Origin of the sequence: Shewanella scandinavica (assembly GCF_031932065.1) — a bacterium.
GTDB lineage: Bacteria > Pseudomonadota > Gammaproteobacteria > Enterobacterales > Shewanellaceae > Shewanella > Shewanella baltica.
Window position 1 is genome coordinate 97,429 of record NZ_JAUOES010000008.1, and the last position, 22,954, is coordinate 120,382.

Consider the following 22,954-nt stretch of genomic DNA (forward strand, 5'->3'; position numbering starts at 1 on the left):
AGAGGTTTACTTAACATAGAAATGCCAAGAATTTAATCAGATTAAGCTGGAACAGTCAGATTAAGTTGGAAAAGACTATGCGGAAGTGGAACAAGAAGAATATGCGAGAGTGAAAGAAATGGTGGAGGGAGAAGGATTCGAACCTTCGAAGGCTGAGCCGTCAGATTTACAGTCTGATCCCTTTGGCCACTCGGGAACCCCTCCACAAACTTTCTTTACTTTCAAAGCTGAACCAAACATTGGCCATGTTTGATACTTGAAAATGATTATCTGCGTTAGAGATAAAGATGGTGGAGGGAGAAGGATTCGAACCTTCGAAGGCTGAGCCGTCAGATTTACAGTCTGATCCCTTTGGCCACTCGGGAACCCCTCCACGAATACCTTTAACGCTTTTGTAAAACTCTACATCATTTTCGAACAACACTCACAAACTTACAGTGCAAATGGTGGAGGGAGAAGGATTCGAACCTTCGAAGGCTGAGCCGTCAGATTTACAGTCTGATCCCTTTGGCCACTCGGGAACCCCTCCTCAATTGCGGCCGCCATAGTAGTCAGAAACCTTTTGCATGTAAATACCCAATTTAAAAATTTTCCTAAAGTTATGCATCAAATGGTCGATTAACTAACAACGAATTGTTTTGACGATGTTTTTTTATGCAAATTGATGTTCCTTTAGTCAACGAAGCCCAAATTGGCACCCGCTTAAACGCGGCGATAGAAAACGACAGACGGGGCGAATTCGCCCTGTTGCTGTCGTTACTGTCGGTTGACGCACGGGACATGGCGCAATTTCAATGGCAAAACGAGCTTGATATGGCGCAAAAATTACAGCGTCAGTTCGAATTACCACCGCAGCAAAGCTTAATGGCGGATTTATCTTGTGCCGAACCTGTAGTCGATAACAGCAGTATTTTTATGGCTCAAGGTCCGCGGGCATTTCAATTACAGCAGGCACTGCGACCGGAAGCGTTAGTGATCCGAGGCGGTGAGAGCGTTGCAATGGCCGAGGCCCTGAGTAACTGTGATCATGTCACCCAGCTCAGGCAGAGGGGCCAACTCAGCGCGCCTAAGGTTGAAATCATGCATTTTGCCGATCAATTGGCAATCCAACGTAATCTCGTGCCTCTGCTCGCTTCAGCCTAGGGCAGTCTTCCCGTAAGTGGTCTTCAATGCCAATCGAGTCAATCTGCGCCATTTCAGTAAATAAGCGTGAGCTAAAGCCAGTTATCTTGAGGCTTAATTACCTATAATTCTGATTAACCTATCGAGTTAGCCACTTACCGCGCAAATAAATTAGCGAGCATAGTTTAGTGATGCCGTTAATCAGTCGCTTTATAAATAAGGAATACAGATGAAAGGCATAATAGAAGCACAGAATCCGGCAGTGAATGACACTTGCACCGATTGTGGCAGTTTTGTCGATATCGGCGCCGTCATTGATGAACACGATACCTTATTGACGTTAAATTTTGTTGGCGATAGCGCGCAAACAGATGCAGAAAGTATGGCGAGCCGTGCCCAAGCTCGATTTGCTGAAGTACAAACTGAGTTTGTGACCACGGCGGCGGGTATCGATTTACTGCTGACCTTTGGTGTGAGCGCTGAGAAAATGATTTTCCAATTGGAAAACGGTTTATAAGTTTTTGTGCAGCACTTTTAGCGGATAGAATTCGAACTTAATCGTTTTAACTGTCTAAAAATGCTGCAGTTGTTAACTGAATTGTAATAAATTGTGCCACATGTTGCTGCACTTACAATAGATAGTGTAATCTGCCTCCAAATAAGAATAATTCAATCAGCTTAATTGCACATTTCAAGGTACGTTTGCGCGTAGCAAAGACCTTTAGCCCAACACGAAGTTTTGTAGGGAATCAGCGTGAAGCGACGTCAGCATCAGCATTTATTGGAGTCTTTGGTTCAGTCAACTGCAAAACAGCAGGGCGATTTCACCAAGACAGCAGAGTTAGCCACAGAGTTGTTGTGCCAGAATTTAGCGGTTTCTTTGGTGTCAGTGTGGACGTTTTCAGCTGATCAACAAACCCAAACACTCGTTGCACAATTCGGTTCTATGATGTTGCAAGACATTCATAGGCCTAAACTATTACAAGCTTGTCCCCGTTATGTGCACGAGCTTAAAACCCTGCGCCATATCGATGCTGGCAATACGCTGACCGATCCCCGTTTAAGTGAATTGGCAGAGTGCTATTTTATCCCGCGGCACATCAATTCGAGTCTCGACATCGCCATTCGCATCAATGGTCGTCTGGAAGGTGTGCTCTGCATCGAGCGGGCGCAATTCACCCCTCACTGGCACGACAGCGAAATCCACCTCGCGTGCCAGATGGCAGATCAATTAGCTCTGACCTTAGCGACGAAACACAGCTACGACAAAGAAGAAAGACTGAGCCTATTTCGCTGCGCGACGGAGCAATCGCGGCAGATCAGTATGCTCATAAATTTGCATACTGAAAAAGTCGAGTATGTGAATCAGGCGCACAGTGAAATCACTGGCATGCCCCGTGAGCAGATAATCGGCGCGAATATTCGTGAATTGGCTTTTTTTAAGCAGCATGCCCAATTAGCCGAGCAAACCCTAGCGCAAATCTTTAGGGGCGAAATTGCCAAAGGCGAAGTGCAGTTTAGCCGTGTCGATGGCAGCCGTTATTGGCTGACATACGTGCTGAGTCAATTTATTACTGATCGCGGCAATCATTATGCCTTGGTCTCGTGTGAAGAAAATACCGATGAGCACAACTACAAATCAGAGCTTGAACGCCTCGCTTGGCGCTGTGGATTAACGGGGCTACATAACCGCACCCACTTTAATCGAGTGCTTGAACGTACCAATAAGGGACTGTTGTTATTAGTTGATTTAGTAGGATTTAAGCGTTTTAACGATACCTATGGTCATGAGAATGGCGATAGCTTATTGATCGAAATCGCCCGCCGTTTGAAACATTTCTCCGAAATCAATAAAGCCACCGAAATTGCCCGTGTCGGCAGCGATGAATTTGCCGTATTGTTGACCGATGATAACGCGGTATACGATCTCGACTATTTTAGTACGCGTCTGTATCAGCATCTGGCTATGCCTATCTTAATCGGTCGCGAGCAAGTCGAGCCTAAGCCTGCCTTAGCTGTGGTTGATATCGCCTCGGTGGCGAGTTTGTTTGCGCCGTTAACCTGTGCCGATATTGCTGTTCAGTATGCTAAAAAGAAAAAAGGCACTGCAATCCAAGTGTTTAACAGTACTTTGTTGAGCGCATTTAAAGAAGATGCACAGATAGAGCGCGATTTACACAGTGCCATTCGTGGCCGTCAGTTTGAGCTGTATTATCAGCCACTGAGGGATTTGGAGCAGAATACCTATATTGGCGCTGAAGCTTTAATCCGTTGGCATCACCCTAAAAGAGGCGTGTTATTTCCCGCATCTTTTATCGATATTGCCGAGCAATCGGGGATGATTAATTCCATCGGCAGCTGGGTGTTAGAGGCCGCATGTCGCCAGTTGAACCTGTGGCAACACCATAACGCGGACATGACAATGCACGTGAATGTGTCGGCCCGTCAGTTTTTCAGTGGCAATTTATTCGAGCAGGTGTGGCAGCTATTAACTCGTTATCGATTGAAACCTAAAACGTTAATTTTAGAAATCACTGAAACTGAGTTGATGGGCGACATTCGCCATGCGACGCTGTTATGCCAAGAGTTGGCTGAATTAGGCGTGGGGCTTGCGATTGACGATTTTGGTACGGGTTACAGCTCAATGCGGTATTTGAAGCAGTTCCCGATCAGTAAACTCAAAATTGATCGGTCGTTTATTTCAGATCTGACTGTGAGCCGCGAAAGCCGCGAAATAGTCTCAGCCATTATCGCCATGGCGAGTGCTTTGAATATTTCTTTGACGGCAGAAGGGGTTGAAACCCTTGAACAAGAAGCCTTTTTAGCGAAAAGCTTTTGCCATCAGGCGCAGGGCTATCTCTATAGCCCCGCATTACGGGAGCCTGAGTTTGCACAATTTATCTTGTCGGCTAAAAGCGCTTCAGTCATAACCCACTAAAGTTACACATAATCCACTAAGTCACAATTATTTCAAATGTGCTGCTCACGATAAAAAAAAAGGCAACCTAGGTTTGTAATCTAGGTTGCCTTTATTATTCATCTCTGTGCTTGTTCAATCAGCACTATAAACCTTCACCGTCATTCTCCAGTGCAGTTCAGCACTGTATACCTATCGAGATTTTAAGCAGCATTGTTTGAATTTTTTGCCACTATGGCAAATACAGAGATCATTTCTACCGGGTAATTTAGCCGTCATTTGCTGACCTTGGCTGTAATACCAGCGACTTGCTTGGTAGATAAATTCTGATCGCTCATAGATAGCATCAATTTCACCATCGAGCTTATACCAAGCTTTAAAAGTAACAGTGCCATGTCGTTGTTCAGCTATCGCCGCTTGAGCATTGTGGATTGGTGTTTCAGTGCTGCTCTGTACATCTAATCCTAACCAATGTGGGTGAGGACCAGCATTGAGGCTCGTGAGAGTAAGGCCATTTAGATAGTCTGGATGATGTGTTTTTAAAATGTAATCAAAATTTTTCAATACAAATGCGCAGTAGCGTGAGCGCATAAGTTGTTCAGGTGTACGGGCAATCACTTGCCCAGAGTCTACATGCGTATGCAGTGGACCACAGCAATCTTGATAGCTTAGCCCACTGCCACAGGGACAGGTTTGCTTAGTTGTAGTCATGTTAGCTAAATCTTTAATTTAATTGTATTTGTTTAAATTTATTCGATTTCTATCTAAATGAGTTAAATGTGAGATAGTCCATTTAAACGTAATCGGTATTAACATTAGGGTAATTTTTTACCCACAGGTAAAGGTGGAAATTGGCGACCATAATATAAGTTAGGTACCGGTTTCGCATTCAGATAATAGCTAGGTTCTGCGCGGTTATTGGTATCTAAGCTCACTTTCCATTGGGTGGATGAGACTTTTTCTGTACCAATAGCAAATTTGCCCGCAAATTCACTCACAGGTTCGCCCGTTTCTTTTGCTGGGTAAAATCGAACCAAATAATAGCCAGTATCTATAGCACCATCGCCGATAATTTTACGCTTGGTGATGCGAAAATCGACGTCGATAGTGGCTTTCTTAGCGCGGATTTTATCGAAAAACTTTTGGTAAATCGCGACGATATTATCTCGGCCATAGTAAATTTCTTTACTTTGACTCTCAGACAAGTAGCTAGCGTCATCGGCATAAATCTCACGAGTCACTTCAGGGGACAATTGATTAAAAGCGCTAATAAATAAAGGATAATTAGCGTTGATCAATTGATCATCGGTGGATTTTGTATGCGTTTTAGCTGGATTGGCTAAGCTTGGCAGCGACAATAGGCACATCAGGACTAGCGGCAAAAATTTCATTACTTTATTCTAATCTGGCAATCATGGCGTCACTATAATGGAGCCGCCCGCTGAACTAAAGCCTTGAATGATTACAAAGTGTGTTTCTGTACAAGAGTGTGAAGTAAAGGAGCTTGCCATGCTGGATGATGAATCAGCACTGTTTTTTGAGGAAATGGCTGGAGTTGTGCCACTGAAAGGCGAGGTGCCTGTGGTGATTTTTGCGCCCAAAGCGTTAACGGCGGAACAAATCCACAGACGTGATGCCTTACAAAGAGAAGCTTATTTAGCGTGTATGCCGCTGGATTTAAAAGCGTTTCCACAGCAAGCGCCAGATGACATTGTAAGCTTTAAGCGTGAGGGGGTACAAGGCGGCGTTTTCAAGCGGTTACGCATGGGGCAATACAGTATCAAGATGGAGCTCGATGTGCATGCCTATCGGCTTAATCAAGCTCGCGAGGCCGTACTCAACTATTTACTGGCAGCGCAGGCGCACGGTGAGCGGTGTGTGATGTTGATCCACGGTAAAGGTCATCAGAGTCAACCCTTTGCTGGATTACTCAAATCCGCTGTGTGTTGTTGGTTATCACAGTTGGATATGGTGCTGGCCTATCATTCCGCGAAAACTGAGCAGGGCGGCACTGGGGCGCTGTATGTGATGTTAACTAAGTCTGAACAGTTAAAGCTTGAAAACCGTGAAGCCAATCGTAAAGGCATGGGCTGGCGTTAGACCAAAACAGGCCCAGTATTTGATAAAAAGTATTGAAGAAATAACATGGAATAAAAATGCCCAATCTCGTTGGGCATTTTGCTTTATGCAATTTGGCGATGACTTAACGCGTCATTACCAACCACATTGGCGATTTGCGACGGTATTTTGCTCATCTAACCATGTTTTAAGTGGCGCGAAGTAATCGAGCACAGCTTTGGCATCCATGGTTTCTTTGCCAGTGACTTCTTTCAATGCTTCTGGCCATGGCTTACTTAAACCTAACTCGAGCATCTTATTGAGTTTCTCTCCCGCAGCTTGATTGCCATAAATACTGCATCTATGAACCGGACCTTTATCGCCCGCAGTTTCACACAGCGCTTGATGGAACTGGAATTGCAGAATATGCGCGAGGAAGTAACGGGTGTATGGCACATTGCCTGGCACATGGTATTTAGCGCCTGGATCAAAGTCAGCTTCGCTGCGCTTCGTCGGTGCTTTTACGCCTTGGTATTTTTCCCTGAGATCCCACCATGCTTGGTTATATTGGGCAGGTGTGATTTCGCCGCTAAACACTTTCCAGCGCCACTGATCTATCATCAGACCAAAGGGCAAGAAGGCAATTTTATCTAAAGCTTGCTTCAGTAAGAGGCCAATGTCCTTAGAGGCATCAGGCACTTCATCTAATAAGCCAATCTGCTTTAAGTAGCTTGGGGTGATCGACAGCGCAATCGTGTCACCAATCGCCTCATGGAAACCATCGTTGGCGCTGTTTTTAAACAGGAATGGTTGCTGCTTATAAGCGCGTTGATAGAAGTTATGTCCAAGTTCGTGATGGATCACGCTAAAGTCTTCGGCGGTCTTTTGGATACACATTTTTATGCGAATATCGTCGAGATTATCGAGATCCCATGCCGAGGCGTGGCAAACCACATCACGATCCTTTGGCTGAACAAACAGTGAACGAGCCCAAAAACTCTCAGGCAATGGCGCAAATCCTAGCGACGTGAAAAAGCCTTCGGCTTGTTTCACCATTTTATGCTCGTCATAGCCATTTTTTGCCAGTAACTCAGTGACATCATAACCTGGGTCGGCATTGTCAGGGGCGACTAAGTCATACACATTACCCCATTGCTGGGCCCACATATTACCGAGTAAATGTGCAGGGATAGGTCCTGTGGTCGGTGCGACGCTATCGCCGTATTCTTTATTGAGTTCACCGCGTACGTAGCAGTGCAATGATTCATAAAGGGGTTTGACTTGGCCCCAAAGACGATCGAGTTCCTGTGAAAAATCATCGGGTTTCATATCATATTGACTGCGCCATAGCTCAGACAGGTTTGCATAACCGAGATCCTTCGCGCCTTCATTGGCCAGTTCCACTTCACGTTGAAACAAGGGGCGCATAGGTTTGGCGATTTCACGCCAGCCTTTCCACGCTTCCAGTAATGCAACGGGATCACGTGATTCGGCCATTAAACTCGATAGCTCAGGCTGGGTCATACACTTACCGTCGGCAAAACAGTATTTTCCTTTGCCGTATAAGCCATTTAACTCCGAGCTTATTTGTGCAAGCTCGGCATTTTTCGCAGGATCGAGCGGGGCGGGTAACACTAATGCACTGCGCAATATATTGAGTTTGCGAGCATTAACGGGATCGAGGTGCACATTGGCGTACTTAGCCGCCTCTGTTGCAAATTTTACTGACGCAGCGCTGACCTTTTCACCGACTGCGGCAGAGAGGGCAGCAGTGTCATCGGTAATAAAGTTGCTGTAAATCCACTCGGCGCGATTAGATTCAATTGATAATTCAGCCATTTTGGCTTCAGCATCGTTAATAAAAGCAATGGCTTGTGCTTTATCTGGGGCGGTATTGATGACAGCCGCTTCAGTGCTAGCAGACTTGTCAGTTTTGCTTTGTGCATCATTACAGGCCGTTAATCCCAGCGCTAAGGCGACTGTAAGTGCGATTTTACTGCGACGATTCAATGAAATAACCATGTCTACTTGTCCTTGTTGTTTTTGTGTTACACAGTTTACCTAAAGCTAAGGCTTATTGCACAAGGGTTAATGGGCTTGTTAGTCACACTTAATTCGTAGATGTTCGACATGCAGTGGGTATGCAGGCTAGAAAGCGGTGAGTTTGTCCAATTTTAGTTTGACATCCGTGGTGCCAATGTTTAATTTAAACGAGTGTTTTAAATTAATTCAAGGTCACGGAATGGCAAGTCGATCCGATACAAAAACTAGAATACTTGATGCCGCAGAAAAACTGTTCGCCGAACGGGGCTTTTCTGAGACCTCGTTGCGACTCATCACCAGTAAGGCTGAGGTGAATTTAGCATCGGTCAATTATCACTTTGGTTCTAAAAAAGAGCTGATCCGTGCAGTATTAGCGCGTTATTTAGACGTGTTTATGCCTGCGGCTTCAAACCAAATTAATCGCTTAAATGCCGCGCCAGCACAAGCAACACTCGAAGAAATTTTGTCTTCGCTGGTCGATCCTTTATTGGATTTAAACGCGCTACGTACCGAAGGCACTACGATCTTCCTGCAGCTTTTAGGCCGCGGCTATATCGAAAGCCAAGGGCATTTACGTTGGTTTATCACTACCCATTACGGCCAGCATCTCGATGCTTTTGTTAAAGCCGTGTCGGCCAGTGCGCCACATATTCCACCCGCTGAAATGTTTTGGCGTTTACACTTTACCTTAGGCACTATCGTATTCACTATGGCGTCCGCCGATGCCCTAAACGATATCGCTGCTGCTGAGTTTGGTGAGCATAACGACATCGAAGCCGTGATCCGTAAAGTGATCCCATATATGGCGGCTGGCGTATCAGTCCCTGTTTCTTCTTAATTAAAAGGTCTTGATAATGTTGACGATTATAATTCTTGCCCTGATAGCCATTGTCGTGTTGTTTGCGGTGAAAAATATCCGGATGCAGTTTATTACCCGCCCAGTTTTTAGTTTTTTCAAGAAGGTCTTGCCGCCACTTTCAGATACCGAGCGCGAAGCGATGGAAGCCGGTGATGTCTGGTGGGAAGGGGAGTTATTCCGCGGAAATCCTAACTGGAATACCTTGCACAGCTACGGTAAACCGACGCTGAGCGCTGAAGAAAAAGACTTTATCGATAATCAAGTGATGACAGCACTGACGATGATCGATGATTTCGACATAGTGCATAACCGTAAAGATTTACCACCAGAGTTGTGGGAATACTTCAAGAAAGAAGGTTTCTTCGCCCTGATCATTCCGAAGAAATTCGGTGGTAAAGCTTTCTCTGCCTATGCTAACTCTACCATTGTCAGCAAATTAGCCAGCCGCAGCGTAAGCGCTGCTGTTACAGTAATGGTACCAAACTCTTTAGGCCCGGGTGAGCTGCTGACCCACTATGGTACGAGTGAGCAGAAAGAACGCTGGTTACCCGCTTTAGCTAAAGGCGATGAAATCCCTTGTTTTGCATTAACCGGTCCTGAAGCGGGCAGTGATGCCGGCGCTATCCCCGATGTGGGTATTGTGTGCCGTGATACCTTCAATGGCGAAGAGATGCTCGGGCTAAAATTGACTTGGGATAAACGTTACATCACGCTGGCGCCAGTGGCGACGGTTTTGGGTTTAGCGTTCCAAATGCGCGATCCTGAAGGCTTGCTTGGTGATAAGAAAAACTTAGGCATTACCTGTGCGTTGATCCCAACGGATCATCCTGGTGTGGTTATTGGTCGTCGTCATAATCCGCTAGGTATGGCGTTTATGAACGGTACCACCCAAGGTAAAGAAGTGTTTATCCCGCTGGATTGGATTATCGGTGGCCCTGAGTTTGCTGGTAAAGGCTGGCGTATGCTGGTTGAGTGTTTGTCGGCGGGCCGCGGTATTTCATTGCCTGCACTGGCAACGGCTTCTGGTCACATGGCGACAAAGACGACAACGGCTTACAGTTATGTGCGTCATCAGTTTGGTATGGCGATTGGCCAGTTTGAAGGGGTGCAAGAAGCGCTGGCACGTATTATTGCCAACACTTATCAGTTGGAAGCCGCACGTCGTTTAACGACTACGGGTATCGATCTTAAAGTTAAACCTTCGGTTGTGACTGCGATTGCTAAGTACCACATGACTGAGCTAGGCCGTTCTGTGATGAACGATGCCATGGATATTCAATCGGGTAAGGGCATTCAATTAGGACCTAAAAACTATTTAGGCCACCCTTATATGTCGAATCCAATTTCGATCACTGTGGAAGGCGCGAACATTCTAACCCGCTCCTTGATGATTTTTGGTCAAGGTGCGACTCGCTGCCATCCTTACGTGCTTGCCGAAATGGAAGCCGCAGCGATGGAAAACCAACATGAAGCCTTAGAGCGTTTTGATGCGCTATTAATGGGCCACATGGGTTATGCCACGCGTAATGCTTTCAGTGCTTTGTTTAGCGCGTTAAGTGGTAGCCGTTTTGGCAGTGCGCCAGTGAGCGGTGAAACTAAGCAGTACTATAAAGATATGTCGCGTATTTCGTCTGCGTTAGCCTTAATGACAGATTTATCCATGCTGATCATGGGCGGCGATTTAAAACGCAAAGAAATGCTGTCGGCACGTATGGGCGATGTGCTCAGCCAGTTGTATTTAGGCTCAGCAACCTTGAAGCTATTTGAAGACAATGGCCGTCAACAGGACGATTTACCCGCAGTACGTTATGTAATGGCCAATCGTTTGCACTTAGCGACGAAAGCTCTGGAATACACGATCCGTAACTTCCCGAGCCGTCCTGTGGCATGGTTACTGCGCGGCTTAATCTTCCCGCTGGGTAATCACTTCACTGCACCGAGCGACAAAATGGCGACCGATTTAGTCGGCGGCATGTTGAAGCCTGGCCCTGCTCGTGAACGTATTACTTTCTTATGTCCTGAATTTGAAGGGGATAAGGGCGGTATTGCAGAAGTTGAGCAAGCATTTGTTGCGCAATATGCCTGTAAAGATATTTATAAAAAGCTGAAGAAAGCGCAGCGTGCCGGTGAACTGCCAGCCAAAGTGCCTAATCTCGTCTTGTTTGCAAAAGCACTCGAGACAGGCGTTATCACTGCCGATGAAGAGCAGAAATTGCAGCATGCTGATAAGCTGCGCTTAGCGGCAATTAATGTGAATGATTTCGAAGCGTTATAGTGATTGCTAGTGTTTGATGTTAGCGTTTAATGTTAGCTTTTAATGTTAGTGCAGTTTGGTCTAAGCGGTGTTAAGTTCGATAGCTAAGCCGCTTAGGCCGTTTGGATTTCCCTCTGAAATGAGAGACCAACAAATCTTCACCAACAGAAATCTGCACTTACAAAAAACAGTCAATATAAAAAAACCACCTTCATGAGGTGGTTTTTTATTGGCTTTTTTCTAACGCGCTTGAGTTGTTAGAAGAAACTTAAGCAACCTAAGCTACGATCAACACTTTACAGGTGTTAGTGCCGCCAATCGTTTCCATTGCATCGCCTTTGGTCATTAATACCATATCACCGCTATTCAAATAACCAGCCGCAGTTAATGCTTCTAACGCTTTTTGCGCTAGCTCATCGGCTGGGTGGATAGTTGAATCGAAGTAAATTGGCAACACGCCGCGGTACAAGGCCATTTTGGCTAAGGTTGTTGCGTGACGTGATAAACCCAGGATTGGCAGTGAAGAACTGATACGAGACATCAACTGTGGTGTTGCACCCGATTCAGTCAGAGCGATAATCGCCTTAACGCCTTCTAGGTGGTTTGCTGCATACATAGTTGATAGCGCAATGGTTTCTTCAACTGAAGTGAAACGCACATCTAATCTATGCTTAGACACAATCACACTTGGGTGAGATTCAGCGCCAACACACACGTTTGCCATTGCCTTAACGGTTTCTTCTGGGAAGTCACCGGCAGCAGTTTCAGCAGATAACATCACAGCATCGGTACCATCAAGCACAGCGTTCGCCACGTCCATCACTTCGGCGCGGGTTGGCATTGGGCTTGAAATCATCGATTCCATCATCTGAGTGGCCGTGATGACGACTTTATTCAGTTGGCGTGAACGGGCGATTAACTTCTTCTGCACTGCAACGAGTGCAGCATCACCAATTTCAACACCTAAGTCACCACGGGCAACCATAACAACGTCAGACGCTAAGATAACATCATCCATAGCGGCATCGGTCGCAACCGCTTCAGCACGTTCAACTTTAGCAACGATCAACGCATTACAACCTGCTTGACGGGCAAGATCGCGTGCATAGTCCAAGTCAGCACCACTGCGCGGGAAAGACACGGCTAAATAATCCACTTGGATCATTGCTGCAGTGAGAATGTCAGCCTTGTCTTTTTCGGTCAGCGCAGCAGCAGAAAGTCCGCCGCCTTGTTTGTTAATACCTTTGTTGTTAGATAAAGGGCCTGCCACAGTCACTGTGGTATGCACTTTACGGCCTTCAACACGCTCAACGCGTAATTGAACACGGCCATCATCTAACATCAGGATATCACCAACAGTCACATCGTCTGGCAATTGCTTGTAATCGATACCCACTTGGGTCTCGTCGCCTTCACCTTTGGCTAACTCGGCATCAAGTACATAGGCTTGACCTAATACCAGTTGTACTTTCTTATTGTCCTTGAAAGTAGAAACACGGATTTTAGGGCCTTGTAAGTCACCAAGAATGGCCACATGAACGCCCAACTCTTTAGCGATTTCACGCGCTTGAGTCGCTCGTTTTAAGTGATCTTCAGGGGAACCGTGGGAGAAATTAAGACGTACAACGTTTGCACCTGCCGCGATGATGCGGCGTAGATTATCATCACGATCGGTAGCGGGACCTAGAGTGGTGACGATTTTGGTTCTGCGGAACATAAGGATACTCCGTTAAAGTTAAAAAAAATCTTGGGCCTATATTACCATGCAATTCCAGATTATGTAGTAAAGTTACAATCAAATTGATCTAAAGTTATGTATGAAAATTGTGAGGTATCGCTGATATTTGCACGATTAATGGCTAGGTTAAGGATCAACACTAGCCATTTTTAGAAAAGGAAGTGAGTTACAGTATCGGATCTTTATTGATGCGAGACTCTTTTAACACCTCTTTCACCCGTTTCAAATTATCGCGGAAACGTGGACCTCTGCGTAAGGTAAAGCCGGTTGCCAATACATCTATAGTGACTAATTGGGCTAAACGCGAGGCCATAGGTAAATACATGTCGGTATCTTCTGGCACTTCCATTGTCACGGGCAGCGTACATTCCATCGACAAAGGCGAGTTGCGGGCGGTAATACCAATTACAGCTGCACCGTTTTCTCTCGCTAAACGTGCTATCTCGATCAATGACTTAGTGCGGCCTGTGTGGGAAATTAATACAACAACATCACCTTCATTGCTGTTTATACAGCTCATGCGTTGCATTAGAACATCGTCAAAACAAATGACAGGCACATTAAAGCGGAAGAATTTGTTTTGGGCGTCATGGGCAACAGAAGCGGATGCGCCTAGGCCAAAAAAGGAAATAGTCTTAGCTTGAGTGAGTATATCAACCGCTTTGTTTATGGCTGAAATATCTAAACTTTGACGTGCGGTATCAAGCGAAGCCATTGAAGATTCGAAGATTTTTGTCGTATACGACTCAGTCGAATCATCTTCTTCAACGTGGCGGCTCACATAAGGAGTACCGTTCGCAAGACTTTGCGCTAGATGTAACTTAAAATCAGGGAAGCCTTTAGTATCTAAGCGGCGGCAGAAACGATTCACAGTAGGTTCACTGACATCTGCCATCTTAGCCAGTGTGGCGATGCTAGAATGTATAGCTGTCTGTGGTGATGCTAAGATCACCTCTGCAACTTTGCGTTCTGATTTACTAAAATGGGTGAGGCTTTTTTGAACCTTTTCTAGGGTATTCATACGCGTATGTCCGCTAAATTGAGAATGTAATTTTATTTATTTTTGTTTTGTGGGGACAGATCAAGGCTGGCGGCCCACAAAGAGACTCTATGTAGTAACTTTTCAGTACAATTTTGAAATAAGACTTTACTACCTTCAGTAATTTAAGCACAAAAAGCATATCAGATTAATGCTGTAAGTGCCTAGTTAGCTAGAATGTTAATATTTATAAAAATAGATGCATTTAACAAATTCTGTTGTTATATTACAACAAAAGTGTGGATTTCTTCATCGACATGAAGGGACACGACATACAAAGGAGATCGTAACGCAATGGGCAAAACAACATCAGGCGCCAAAGCTTGTGACTTCGTACTCTTTGGTACTAAAGGCGATTTGGCACGACGCAAGTTGTTACCTTCTTTATACCAGCTAGATAAAGCTGAACTTCTCGATAAAGATACGAAAGTGATCGGTGTCGCGAAAGATGAGTTTACTCAAGAAGAGTTTATCGAATTAGTCACGCTTGCATTAAACACCTTCGTGAAAGAGCCTTTGTGCGAAGAGACTCTCCAACGTTTCCTGTCCCGCTGCCACTATATAGGCACTAACTTTACCGATTCAGCGGGCTACAGTGCCTTCCATGAACTGCTCAAACCAGAAGAGCGCGTCATGGTCAGTTACTTTGCTACGCCACCTGCGATATTCGGCGACATTTGCCGTTGTTTGCATGAACAAGATCTTATCCACCCCGATTCACGTGTGGTGCTCGAAAAGCCAATCGGTTCAGATTTAGACTCTTCTCGCGTTATCAATGATCAAGTTTCCGCTTACTTCAAAGAACGTCAGGTTTACCGTATCGACCATTACTTAGGTAAAGAAACCGTACAGAACTTGATTGCCCTGCGTTTTGCCAACTCTTTATTTGCCTCTAAGTGGGACAACCGTACGATTGACCACGTCCAAATTACGGTAGCAGAAGAAGTGGGTATCGAAGGCCGTTGGGGTTACTTCGACAAAGCGGGTCAGATGCGCGACATGATCCAAAACCATTTGCTGCAAGTGTTAACGCTGGTTGCTATGGATCCACCGGTCAACTTAGACGCTGACAGCATTCGTGATGAAAAAGTTAAAGTGCTTAAATCACTGCGTCCGATTAATTCAGACAATGTGTATGAAAATACCGTGCGCGGTCAGTACAGTGCCGGTTTCTTAAAGGGCAGCCCAGTACCGGGTTATTTAGAAGAAGAAGGCGCCAACCTTCAATCACACACAGAAACCTTTGTGGCTATTCGTGTGGATATCGACAACTGGCGTTGGGCGGGCGTACCTTTCTATTTACGTAGCGGTAAACGTATGCCGTTTAAGAGCTCTGAAATTGTGGTGTATTTCAAAAACCCACCACATAACTTGTATCGCTCAAGCTACCGTAATCTGCCACCGAACAAGCTGACTATTCGTCTGCAACCCCATGAAGGGGTTGAAATCCAGATGATGAACAAAGTGCCAGGTTTGGAGCAGAAACAACGTTTACAAACCACTAAACTCGATTTGAGCTTCTCCGATACCTTCAAAAATGAACGTATCGCCGATGCCTACGAGCGTCTATTACTCGAAGCTATGCTCGGTAATCAAGCGCTGTTCGTGCGCCGCGACGAAGTCGAGCAGGCATGGACTTGGGTGGATGGCATTATCCAATCGTGGGAACAAAGCAACGAAAAACCAAAACCTTATCCTGCGGGTACTTGGGGTCCAGTTGCGTCAGTTGCTTTGATCACCAAAGATGGCCGTTCGTGGGACGAGTAGGAGACTTTGATGATTAAAGAAACCGTATTCAAATCTTTCGATACGCCAAGTGCGTTAGAACAGCAACTGGCCAGCAAGATTGCAAGCCAGTTACAGGAAGCCGTTGATGCCCGCGGAAAAGCGAGCCTAGTGGTTTCCGGTGGTTCGACGCCGCTTAAGTTATTTCAACTATTGAGCATGAAGTCCATCGATTGGAGTGATGTTTATATCACTCTCGCCGATGAGCGCTGGGTTGAAGCCGACGCCGATGCTTCTAATGAACGTCTAGTGCGTGAACATTTATTACAAAACCGTGCGTCGAATGCCAAATTCCGCGGTTTAAAAAACATGTTTTCGACCGCAGAAGCGGGCGCCGATATGGCCGCCGAGTCTTTGTCTAATTTCCCACGTCCTTTTGATGTGGTGGTATTAGGCATGGGTAACGATGGTCATACTTGTTCTTGGTTTCCCTGTAGCGCTGAGCTTGAAAATGCGCTCACAACCCAAGCCCTGTGTGTGGCGACTAACCCCACCACAGCGCCCCACGGCAGAATAACGCTCTCTAAGAGTGCGATTCTGAACAGCAGACAAATTTATCTGCACTTGGTCGGGGAACAGAAATTATCCGTATATCGTCAAGCGTTAGAAAGTGATGATGTCCATGCTATGCCTATCAGAGCCGTATTAGCGCAGCGTAAAACGCCCGTTGATGTGTTCTGGAGCGCTTAAGGAGTCAAGATGCACTCAGTAGTTCAAGCTGTTACCGACAGAATTATTGCCCGTAGCAAAGCGTCACGTGAAGGTTATCTCGCCGCATTGAATGATGCCCGTAACCATGGTGTACACCGTAGCTCATTGAGCTGTGGCAACTTAGCCCATGGTTTTGCCGCCTGTAATCCAGACGACAAAAATGCATTGCGTCAATTGAATAAGGCGAACATCGGCATAGTGACGGCATTTAACGATATGTTATCTGCGCACCAACCCTATGAAAGCTATCCTGAATTGCTTAAAAAAGCCTGTCAGGAAGTCGGCAGTGTTGCACAAGTGGCGGGCGGTGTGCCGGCCATGTGTGACGGTGTGACTCAAGGTCAACCCGGTATGGAATTGAGCTTACTGAGTCGTGAAGTGATTGCTATGGCAACGGCTGTGGGCTTGTCTCACAACATGTTTGACGGTGCTTTACTGCTCGGCATTTGCGATAAAATCGTTCCTGGTTTGCTTATCGGCGCCTTAAGCTTTGGTCACTTACCGATGTTATTCGTGCCGGCTGGACCGATGAAATCAGGTATCCCGAACAAAGAAAAAGCCCGTATTCGTCAGCAATTTGCCCAAGGTAAAGTGGATCGTGCGCAATTGTTAGAAGCCGAGGCCCAGTCTTACCACAGTGCAGGAACCTGCACCTTCTACGGCACGGCAAACTCGAATCAACTGATGCTTGAAGTGATGGGCCTGCAGTTACCCGGCTCGTCATTTGTGAATCCTGATGATCCACTGCGTGAAGCCTTAAACAAGATGGCGGCTAAGCAAGTGTGTCGTTTAACCGAAATGGGTACTCAATATACCCCAATCGGTGAAGTGGTCAGCGAAAAGTCTGTGGTGAACGGCATAGTGGCACTTTTGGCTACTGGCGGTTCTACTAACTTGACCATGCACATCGTCGCCGCGGCTCGCGCTGCCGGTATTATCGTGAACTGGGATGATTTTTCTGAATTATCCGATGCCGTGCCATTAGTGGCGCGCGTATATCCAAACGGTCACGCCGATATCAACCATTTCCACGCAGCAGGCGGCATGGCGTACTTAATCAAAGAATTACTCGATGCGGGTCTATTGCATGAAGATGTGAACACCGTTGCGGGCTTTGGTTTACGCCGTTATACCCAAGAGCCAAAACTGCTCGACGGTGAATTGCGCTGGGTCGATGGTCCAACAACCAGTTTAGATACTGAAGTGTTAACTTCTGTCGCATCACCTTTCCAAGGCAATGGTGGTTTGAAATTACTGAAAGGTAACTTAGGCCGCGCTGTGATCAAAGTATCGGCGGTACAAGCACAACATCGTGTCGTTGAAGCGCCCGCTGTAGTGATTGACGATCAAAACAAACTTGATGCCTTATTCCAAGCCGGTGCTCTGGATAGAGATTGTGTTGTGGTGGTTAAAGGCCAAGGCCCGAAAGCCAACGGTATGCCAGAACTGCATAAGTTAACCCCATTATTGGGCACGCTTCAGGACAAAGGCTTTAAAGTTGCGCTGTTGACCGACGGTCGTATGTCTGGCGCGTCGGGTAAAGTCCCTGCGGCGATTCACTTAACGCCAGAAGCTTTAGATGGCGGTTTAATTGCCAAAGTCAAAGATGGCGACTTGATCCGTGTCGATGCGTTAACAGGCGAACTGAGCCTGCTCGTCTCTGAAGCTGAACTTGCCACCAGAACCGCCGGAATAGTCGATTTACATCGCTCACGTTATGGCATGGGCCGCGAGTTATTTAGTGCGCTACGTTCCAATCTAAGCAGTCCAGAAACTGGTGCGCGTTGTACTAATGCCATCGATGAACTTTATTAAAACAAAGGAAGAATAACGCAATGCTTGAGAATAACTGGTCACTACAGCCACAAGATATTTTTAAACGCAGCCCTATTGTTCCTGTGATGGTGATTAACAAGATTGAACATGCAGTGCCATTAGCGCGAGCACTGGTTGCTGGCGGCATTAGCGTGTTAGAAGTGACTTTGCGTACGCCTTGCGCACTCGAAGCTATCACTAAAATCGCCAAAGAAGTGCCAGAGGCCTTAGTGGGCGCGGGTACTATCTTAAACGAAGCTCAGCTAGATCTTGCGATTGCCGCTGGTGCGCAATTTATTATCACCCCAGGCGCGACAGTTGAACTGCTCAAAGCCGGTATGCATGGTCCTGTACCATTGATCCCAGGCGTTGCGAGCATTTCAGAAGTGATGACGGGTATGGCGCTTGGTTACACCCACTTTAAATTTTTCCCAGCCGAAGCTTCGGGTGGTGTGGATGCACTGAAAGCCTTCTCGGGTCCGCTTGCGGATATTCGCTTCTGCCCAACAGGTGGCATTACGCCAAGCAGCTATAAAGATTATTTAGCGCTGAAGAACGTCGATTGTATTGGTGGCAGCTGGATTGCGCCAACGGATGCAATGGAACACGGCGATTGGGATCGTATCACTCAACTTTGTAAAGACGCCATCGGCGCTTTATAGGTCGAGTTTGAAATAGCGACAAAATAAAAAACCACCGCAAGGTGGTTTTTTGTCTTTCATCTTTCGCCTTTGATAAAGAATGTCTGTGACAGCGGGCGCTAAAGAAAGTTTAGCTTTTATAGAAATTCGCACATTTACAAACGGTCTGGCTTTATAGCATGTCGGGCAGCGCAATGTCTGCTTGGCTACATTTCCTTGCTCAGTTCCACATTCGAACCCGCTTTGGGGCTAAATAACTGTTGATACAGTCGCCCCGCGAACTCATCTGTCATCCCTGAAATATAGTCCGCCAACACTCTGTGACTGTTTAAGCCTTGTTGCTCACTTTCACGCCAGCGCTCTTGGGTGTTCAGTGGCAGTAAACGCTCAGGATCGGAAGCGAAGGCTTCGAATAAGCCCATCACAATCTGCTGGCCTTTATATTCGAGCATTTGGATCTCAGGTTTACGGATCACATATTTATAAACCAGTTGCTTGAGCACATTGAGCGCAATGGCAAATTCGGGCTCTAAGGTCGCATTAAAGCGCAATAATGGTTCTTGGAATACATTATCTTCCGAGATAACAATAGCGGTGACAAAGCCATTAACGAGTGTGCCTATAGCATCTTTACGCAGGTGATGCTCATGGGAGAACAGCTTATTGCCAATATCGGCAAGTTCTTGTCGTATCCACGCATCGCCGCTGTTTGTGAGTGTTGGCGCCACATCCTGATGCCACTGGGATGCCGTGACTATGCCCATTACAATCGCATCTTCGAGATCGTGCACCGCATAGGCGATGTCATCTGCCAGTTCCATAATCGAGCAATCGAAGGATTTGAACTGAGTGCGCAGATGTGGATAGTGGTGCAGGGCGGGGTGTGATCCTTGCTGCGTCGAGGTAAAACGACTGCGGTCTGTCTCAGATAACGGCTCAAGCACCCAAGCGAAGATGTCGTTATCATCGTCGAAAATGCCCTTAACCGGCGGCCATTGTGACGGCTTGAGCTGTCTATGGTTGGTGATTTCGTTATGCTCGCCCGCGACAAATAGCTTCGAGTGCGGCGCGGGGTATTTCAAAATCCCGAGCATGGTACGCCGACACAAGTTCATCCCGAAATCTAATGTGTAGGGCTCAAGCTTAGAGAGAATTCGAAAAGTTTGGCCATTGCCTTCAAAGCCGCCGTGGTCGCGCATCATGTAATTCAATGCCACTTCGCCGCCGTGGCCGAAGGGAGGATGACCAATATCGTGGGCTAAACATAAGGACTCTAATAAGCTCATAGAGCAAAGCAGCTGCTTATGCTGTGGATATTTGCGTCTGAGCTGGGCTGCTATGCCAGTGCCAATTTGCGAGACTTCGAGTGAGTGGGTTAATCGAGTGCGATAGAAGTCATTCATGCCAACGCCGAGCACTTGCGTTTTGGCCTGCAGGCGGCGAAAGGCGGCCGAGTGGAGAATACGCGCCCTGTCTCTTTGGTAAGGGCTGCGGTGATCGTTACGCCGTTGTTTATCTTCACCATGACGGCGTTCTTGCCAAACACTTGAAGTCATATGCATTCCTAGCGAGAGTGGAAAATCAAAGCATCTTGTTAATTTCGTCTAAATTCAAGGTGAAACTGGGCACAAAGCAGCTCATAAAATACTGTACTGCTGGGTCAGGATTTGTCGCCAGCATGTCTTCGAGACGCTTACGGGCGGTATTGAATTCACTGTTGCCGGCGCGGTTTTCTTCAAGACATTTAAGGTAAGCGCACAGAGTATCGGCGGATTTCACTATGGTCTTGTAAATGGGATCGGCGTAATCACTGATGAACAGACTGCGATAATCTTCTTTAAATTCCTCAGGCACCATATCCAGCATGCGCTGCTCAGCAATCGCCTCAATCTTTTTATACTCGGCTTCGATTTCTTTGTTGAAGTATTTCACTGGCGTCGGTAAGTCACCCGTGAGGATTTCACTGGCATCGTGAAAAATCGCCAGACTTGTAGCTTGATGGGGACAGAGCGTCGTGCCGAACTTTTTATTGCTGATGATCACCAGTGCATGGGCCACCATGGCAACTTGCAGCGAGTGTTCTTGAACATTTTCAGTGCGAACGTTGTACATCAAAGGCCAGCGCTGGATAAGTTTCATTCGAGCTAAATGGGCAAATAAGTGACTCATAGTTTTCCTGTAAAAGTGACCAAGTATATAACTTATGGTTTACCTGCTAATGAGTGAATAGAAAGGCGACAAGCTGCAATGGAAGACGTGACACGAGTTGAATAAGCAGTATTGACGCTAATGAAGTGTTAGATTATCACAGCCTTGGATGACACGTGAGCATGAGCGTGGAGGTTTTGTACAAATCGCTAAAAATAAAGCGACCACTCGGATCGCTTTATGACTCAAACCGTTAACTGAGGCTAAACCTACTGTCGATAGTTTTCGAGGAAGGCGCCAAACTCGGTAAATGCTTTTTTCAGATCTTCTTTATAGGGTAAGAAAACCACTCGAAGATGGTCAGGCTCAGGCCAATTAAAGGCTGTGCCGTGCACTAACAGGATTTTCTTTTCTCTGAGTAAATCCAGTACTAAGCGCTCATCATCCCGTAGATTGAATTTCTTCATATCCAGTTTAGGGAAAGCATAGAGTGCGCCCTTAGGTTTTTTAACGCTCACGCCCGGGATTTGGTTAAGCAATTCGTAGCAGGCATCCCGTTGAACGGTCAAACGGCCATTAGGTAAAATCAGCTCGTTAATACTTTGATAGCCACCGAGTGCAGTTTGAATCGCATGTTGATTGGGCACGTTTGCACACAGGCGCATCGAAGAGAGCATCTCTAAACCTTCGATATAGCTCTTCGCGGCCTTAAGATTGCCAGACAACATCATCCAACCGACACGAAAGCCCGCTGCGCGATAAGCCTTTGATAGACCATTGAAGGTAACAGTTAAAATATCGTCCGACAGGCCAGCAGCAGGAACATGCTTGGCTTCGTCATACAAAATTTTGTCGTAAATTTCATCGGCAAATAAAATCAAACTGTGTTCACGGCAAAGCTCAACCACTTGCAGCAGTAATTCTTTGCTGTAAACCGCGCCCGTAGGATTGTTCGGGTTGATCAGCACAATACCGCGAGTACGCGATGAAATCTTGCTTTTAATGTCGTTGAGATCGGGGAACCAGTCCGCTTCTTCATCGCAACGATAATGCACCGCTTTACCGCCAGCGAGATTGGCCGCCGCCGTCCACAGTGGATAGTCAGGTGAGGGGATTAAAATTTCATCATCGGTGTTAAGCAAACCTTGCATCGCCATCATAATGAGTTCAGAGACGCCGTTGCCTATATAGATATCTTCGATATCGACACCAAAAATCCCTTGGGCTTGATAATGCTGCACTATGGCCTTACGGGCAGAGAATAATCCTTTTGACTCACAGTAGCCTTGAGCACTGGGTAGATTAAGGATCACATCGCGCACAATTTCCTCCGGCGCTTCGAAACCGAAGGGGGCGGGATTACCAATGTTAAGTTTGAGGATCCGATGACCCTCGTCTTCTAAACGTCTGGCTTCCTTGTGCACTGGGCCGCGGATGTCATAGCAAACGCTATCCAGCTTGTTGGATTTGATGATAGGGCGCATTTACACCTCGGAACATGCATAAAGTTTGGCTTAAGTTAGCGCACCATAACGAAATTTCACTGTAGATGAAAGGGGGGAATAGCACAGAATGGGACTTTTTTTATAAATACTGCTTAGTTAAATATGCTTTAACAGTCAATTAATGAAATAAGAACAAGTTTTATATTCTGACTTTGGGATGGTTTTAAGAGTGTTTAGCTAATGCTGACGGTAAATAAAACCCGCTTTACGTGTTTTTGGCATGTAGGAAGAAAATAATCACGCTTGATGGAAATGCATTTTCAGTGGTTGACGGCTATTTCGTTTTATTTGTTTGTCCTATAAATCTTAGCAGGGGAAA

18 protein-coding genes and 3 tRNA genes are annotated in these 22,954 nt (G+C 46.2%); 10 read left to right on the top strand and 11 right to left on the bottom strand.

The features are described from left to right. Positions 1–119 precede the first annotated feature (119 nt). The 3 genes from Q4Q50_RS08915 to Q4Q50_RS08925 all read right to left on the bottom strand — a co-directional run bounded on the left by Q4Q50_RS08915 (position 120) and on the right by Q4Q50_RS08925 (position 529). Positions 120–204, bottom strand: a tRNA-Tyr gene (locus Q4Q50_RS08915). Between the two features lie 84 nt (positions 205–288). Next, a tRNA-Tyr gene (locus Q4Q50_RS08920) sits at positions 289–373 on the bottom strand. Between the two features lie 71 nt (positions 374–444). After that, positions 445–529: transfer RNA gene (locus Q4Q50_RS08925), tRNA-Tyr, on the bottom strand. A 125-nt stretch (positions 530–654) separates the two neighbouring features. On the opposite strand from Q4Q50_RS08925, the gene Q4Q50_RS08930 reads away from it, so the two are divergent. From Q4Q50_RS08930 to Q4Q50_RS08940, 3 genes are all read left to right on the top strand, one after another. Next, the gene (locus tag Q4Q50_RS08930; protein WP_006087195.1) at positions 655–1,143 is read left to right on the top strand and encodes a VC2046/SO_2500 family protein; all 489 of its coding nucleotides are present in this window, start codon (positions 655–657) and stop codon (positions 1,141–1,143) included. Between the two features lie 208 nt (positions 1,144–1,351). After that, positions 1,352–1,639: a DUF406 family protein gene (locus Q4Q50_RS08935; RefSeq protein ID WP_006081553.1), complete on the top strand. Its 288-nt coding sequence runs from the start codon at positions 1,352–1,354 to the stop codon at positions 1,637–1,639. A 237-nt stretch (positions 1,640–1,876) separates the two neighbouring features. Then, positions 1,877–4,060 (top strand): putative bifunctional diguanylate cyclase/phosphodiesterase, encoded by a 2,184-nt coding sequence (locus tag Q4Q50_RS08940; protein ID WP_311899097.1) that lies wholly within the window; start codon positions 1,877–1,879, stop codon positions 4,058–4,060. A 171-nt stretch (positions 4,061–4,231) separates the two neighbouring features. Here Q4Q50_RS08940 and Q4Q50_RS08945 read toward each other — a convergent pair whose 3' ends face one another. Then, on the bottom strand, positions 4,232–4,750 hold the full coding sequence (locus tag Q4Q50_RS08945) for a YchJ family protein (RefSeq protein WP_198573476.1): 519 nt from the start codon (positions 4,748–4,750) through the stop codon (positions 4,232–4,234). Positions 4,751–4,854: 104 nt separating this feature from the next. Further along, the gene (locus Q4Q50_RS08950) at positions 4,855–5,430 is read right to left on the bottom strand and encodes a YybH family protein (RefSeq protein ID WP_311899098.1); all 576 of its coding nucleotides are present in this window, start codon (positions 5,428–5,430) and stop codon (positions 4,855–4,857) included. A gap of 118 nt (positions 5,431–5,548) precedes the next feature. Here Q4Q50_RS08950 and smrA point away from each other — a divergent pair, with 118 nt between their 5' ends. Further along, on the top strand, positions 5,549–6,139 hold the full coding sequence (gene smrA / locus Q4Q50_RS08955) for a DNA endonuclease SmrA (protein WP_311899099.1): 591 nt from the start codon (positions 5,549–5,551) through the stop codon (positions 6,137–6,139). 114 nt (positions 6,140–6,253) lie between these two features. Here smrA and Q4Q50_RS08960 read toward each other — a convergent pair whose 3' ends face one another. After that, the gene (locus Q4Q50_RS08960; protein WP_311899100.1) at positions 6,254–8,119 is read right to left on the bottom strand and encodes a M2 family metallopeptidase; all 1,866 of its coding nucleotides are present in this window, start codon (positions 8,117–8,119) and stop codon (positions 6,254–6,256) included. A 220-nt stretch (positions 8,120–8,339) separates the two neighbouring features. Here Q4Q50_RS08960 and psrA point away from each other — a divergent pair, with 220 nt between their 5' ends. Both psrA and Q4Q50_RS08970 read left to right on the top strand, forming a co-directional pair. Then, the gene (gene psrA, locus Q4Q50_RS08965) at positions 8,340–8,978 is read left to right on the top strand and encodes a TetR family transcriptional repressor PsrA (RefSeq protein WP_006081559.1); all 639 of its coding nucleotides are present in this window, start codon (positions 8,340–8,342) and stop codon (positions 8,976–8,978) included. A gap of 16 nt (positions 8,979–8,994) precedes the next feature. Further along, positions 8,995–11,274: an acyl-CoA dehydrogenase gene (locus Q4Q50_RS08970; protein WP_311899101.1), complete on the top strand. Its 2,280-nt coding sequence runs from the start codon at positions 8,995–8,997 to the stop codon at positions 11,272–11,274. A gap of 256 nt (positions 11,275–11,530) precedes the next feature. Here the strand turns inward: Q4Q50_RS08970 and pyk are convergent, their stop codons facing one another. Both pyk and Q4Q50_RS08980 read right to left on the bottom strand, forming a co-directional pair. After that, complete coding sequence (gene pyk, locus Q4Q50_RS08975; RefSeq protein WP_105252459.1) at positions 11,531–12,970, bottom strand: pyruvate kinase; 1,440 nt, start codon at positions 12,968–12,970, stop codon at positions 11,531–11,533. A 187-nt stretch (positions 12,971–13,157) separates the two neighbouring features. Then, positions 13,158–14,012: a MurR/RpiR family transcriptional regulator gene (locus Q4Q50_RS08980; protein WP_006081563.1), complete on the bottom strand. Its 855-nt coding sequence runs from the start codon at positions 14,010–14,012 to the stop codon at positions 13,158–13,160. Positions 14,013–14,324: 312 nt separating this feature from the next. Between Q4Q50_RS08980 and zwf the strand changes: the two genes are divergently transcribed. The 4 genes from zwf to Q4Q50_RS09000 are packed head-to-tail and all read left to right on the top strand — an operon-like array spanning position 14,325 to position 19,003. Beyond that, positions 14,325–15,797: a glucose-6-phosphate dehydrogenase gene (zwf, locus tag Q4Q50_RS08985; RefSeq protein WP_106650437.1), complete on the top strand. Its 1,473-nt coding sequence runs from the start codon at positions 14,325–14,327 to the stop codon at positions 15,795–15,797. A gap of 9 nt (positions 15,798–15,806) precedes the next feature. Beyond that, positions 15,807–16,505 (top strand): 6-phosphogluconolactonase, encoded by a 699-nt coding sequence (gene pgl, locus Q4Q50_RS08990; protein ID WP_006081565.1) that lies wholly within the window; start codon positions 15,807–15,809, stop codon positions 16,503–16,505. Positions 16,506–16,514: 9 nt separating this feature from the next. Continuing rightward, on the top strand, positions 16,515–18,341 hold the full coding sequence (edd, locus tag Q4Q50_RS08995) for a phosphogluconate dehydratase (RefSeq protein WP_012587716.1): 1,827 nt from the start codon (positions 16,515–16,517) through the stop codon (positions 18,339–18,341). Positions 18,342–18,361: 20 nt separating this feature from the next. Continuing rightward, positions 18,362–19,003, top strand: coding sequence for a bifunctional 4-hydroxy-2-oxoglutarate aldolase/2-dehydro-3-deoxy-phosphogluconate aldolase (locus Q4Q50_RS09000; protein WP_006081567.1), 642 nt, complete (start codon positions 18,362–18,364; stop codon positions 19,001–19,003). 185 nt (positions 19,004–19,188) lie between these two features. On the opposite strand, the gene Q4Q50_RS09005 is transcribed toward Q4Q50_RS09000, so the two are convergent. From Q4Q50_RS09005 to Q4Q50_RS09015, 3 genes are all read right to left on the bottom strand, one after another. Beyond that, positions 19,189–20,538, bottom strand: coding sequence for an anti-phage deoxyguanosine triphosphatase (locus Q4Q50_RS09005; protein WP_311899102.1), 1,350 nt, complete (start codon positions 20,536–20,538; stop codon positions 19,189–19,191). A gap of 25 nt (positions 20,539–20,563) precedes the next feature. Continuing rightward, complete coding sequence (gene yfbR / locus Q4Q50_RS09010; protein ID WP_311899103.1) at positions 20,564–21,151, bottom strand: 5'-deoxynucleotidase; 588 nt, start codon at positions 21,149–21,151, stop codon at positions 20,564–20,566. Between the two features lie 248 nt (positions 21,152–21,399). Continuing rightward, positions 21,400–22,614, bottom strand: coding sequence for a pyridoxal phosphate-dependent aminotransferase (locus Q4Q50_RS09015; protein ID WP_006087180.1), 1,215 nt, complete (start codon positions 22,612–22,614; stop codon positions 21,400–21,402). Between the last annotated feature and the right edge of the window lie 340 nt (positions 22,615–22,954).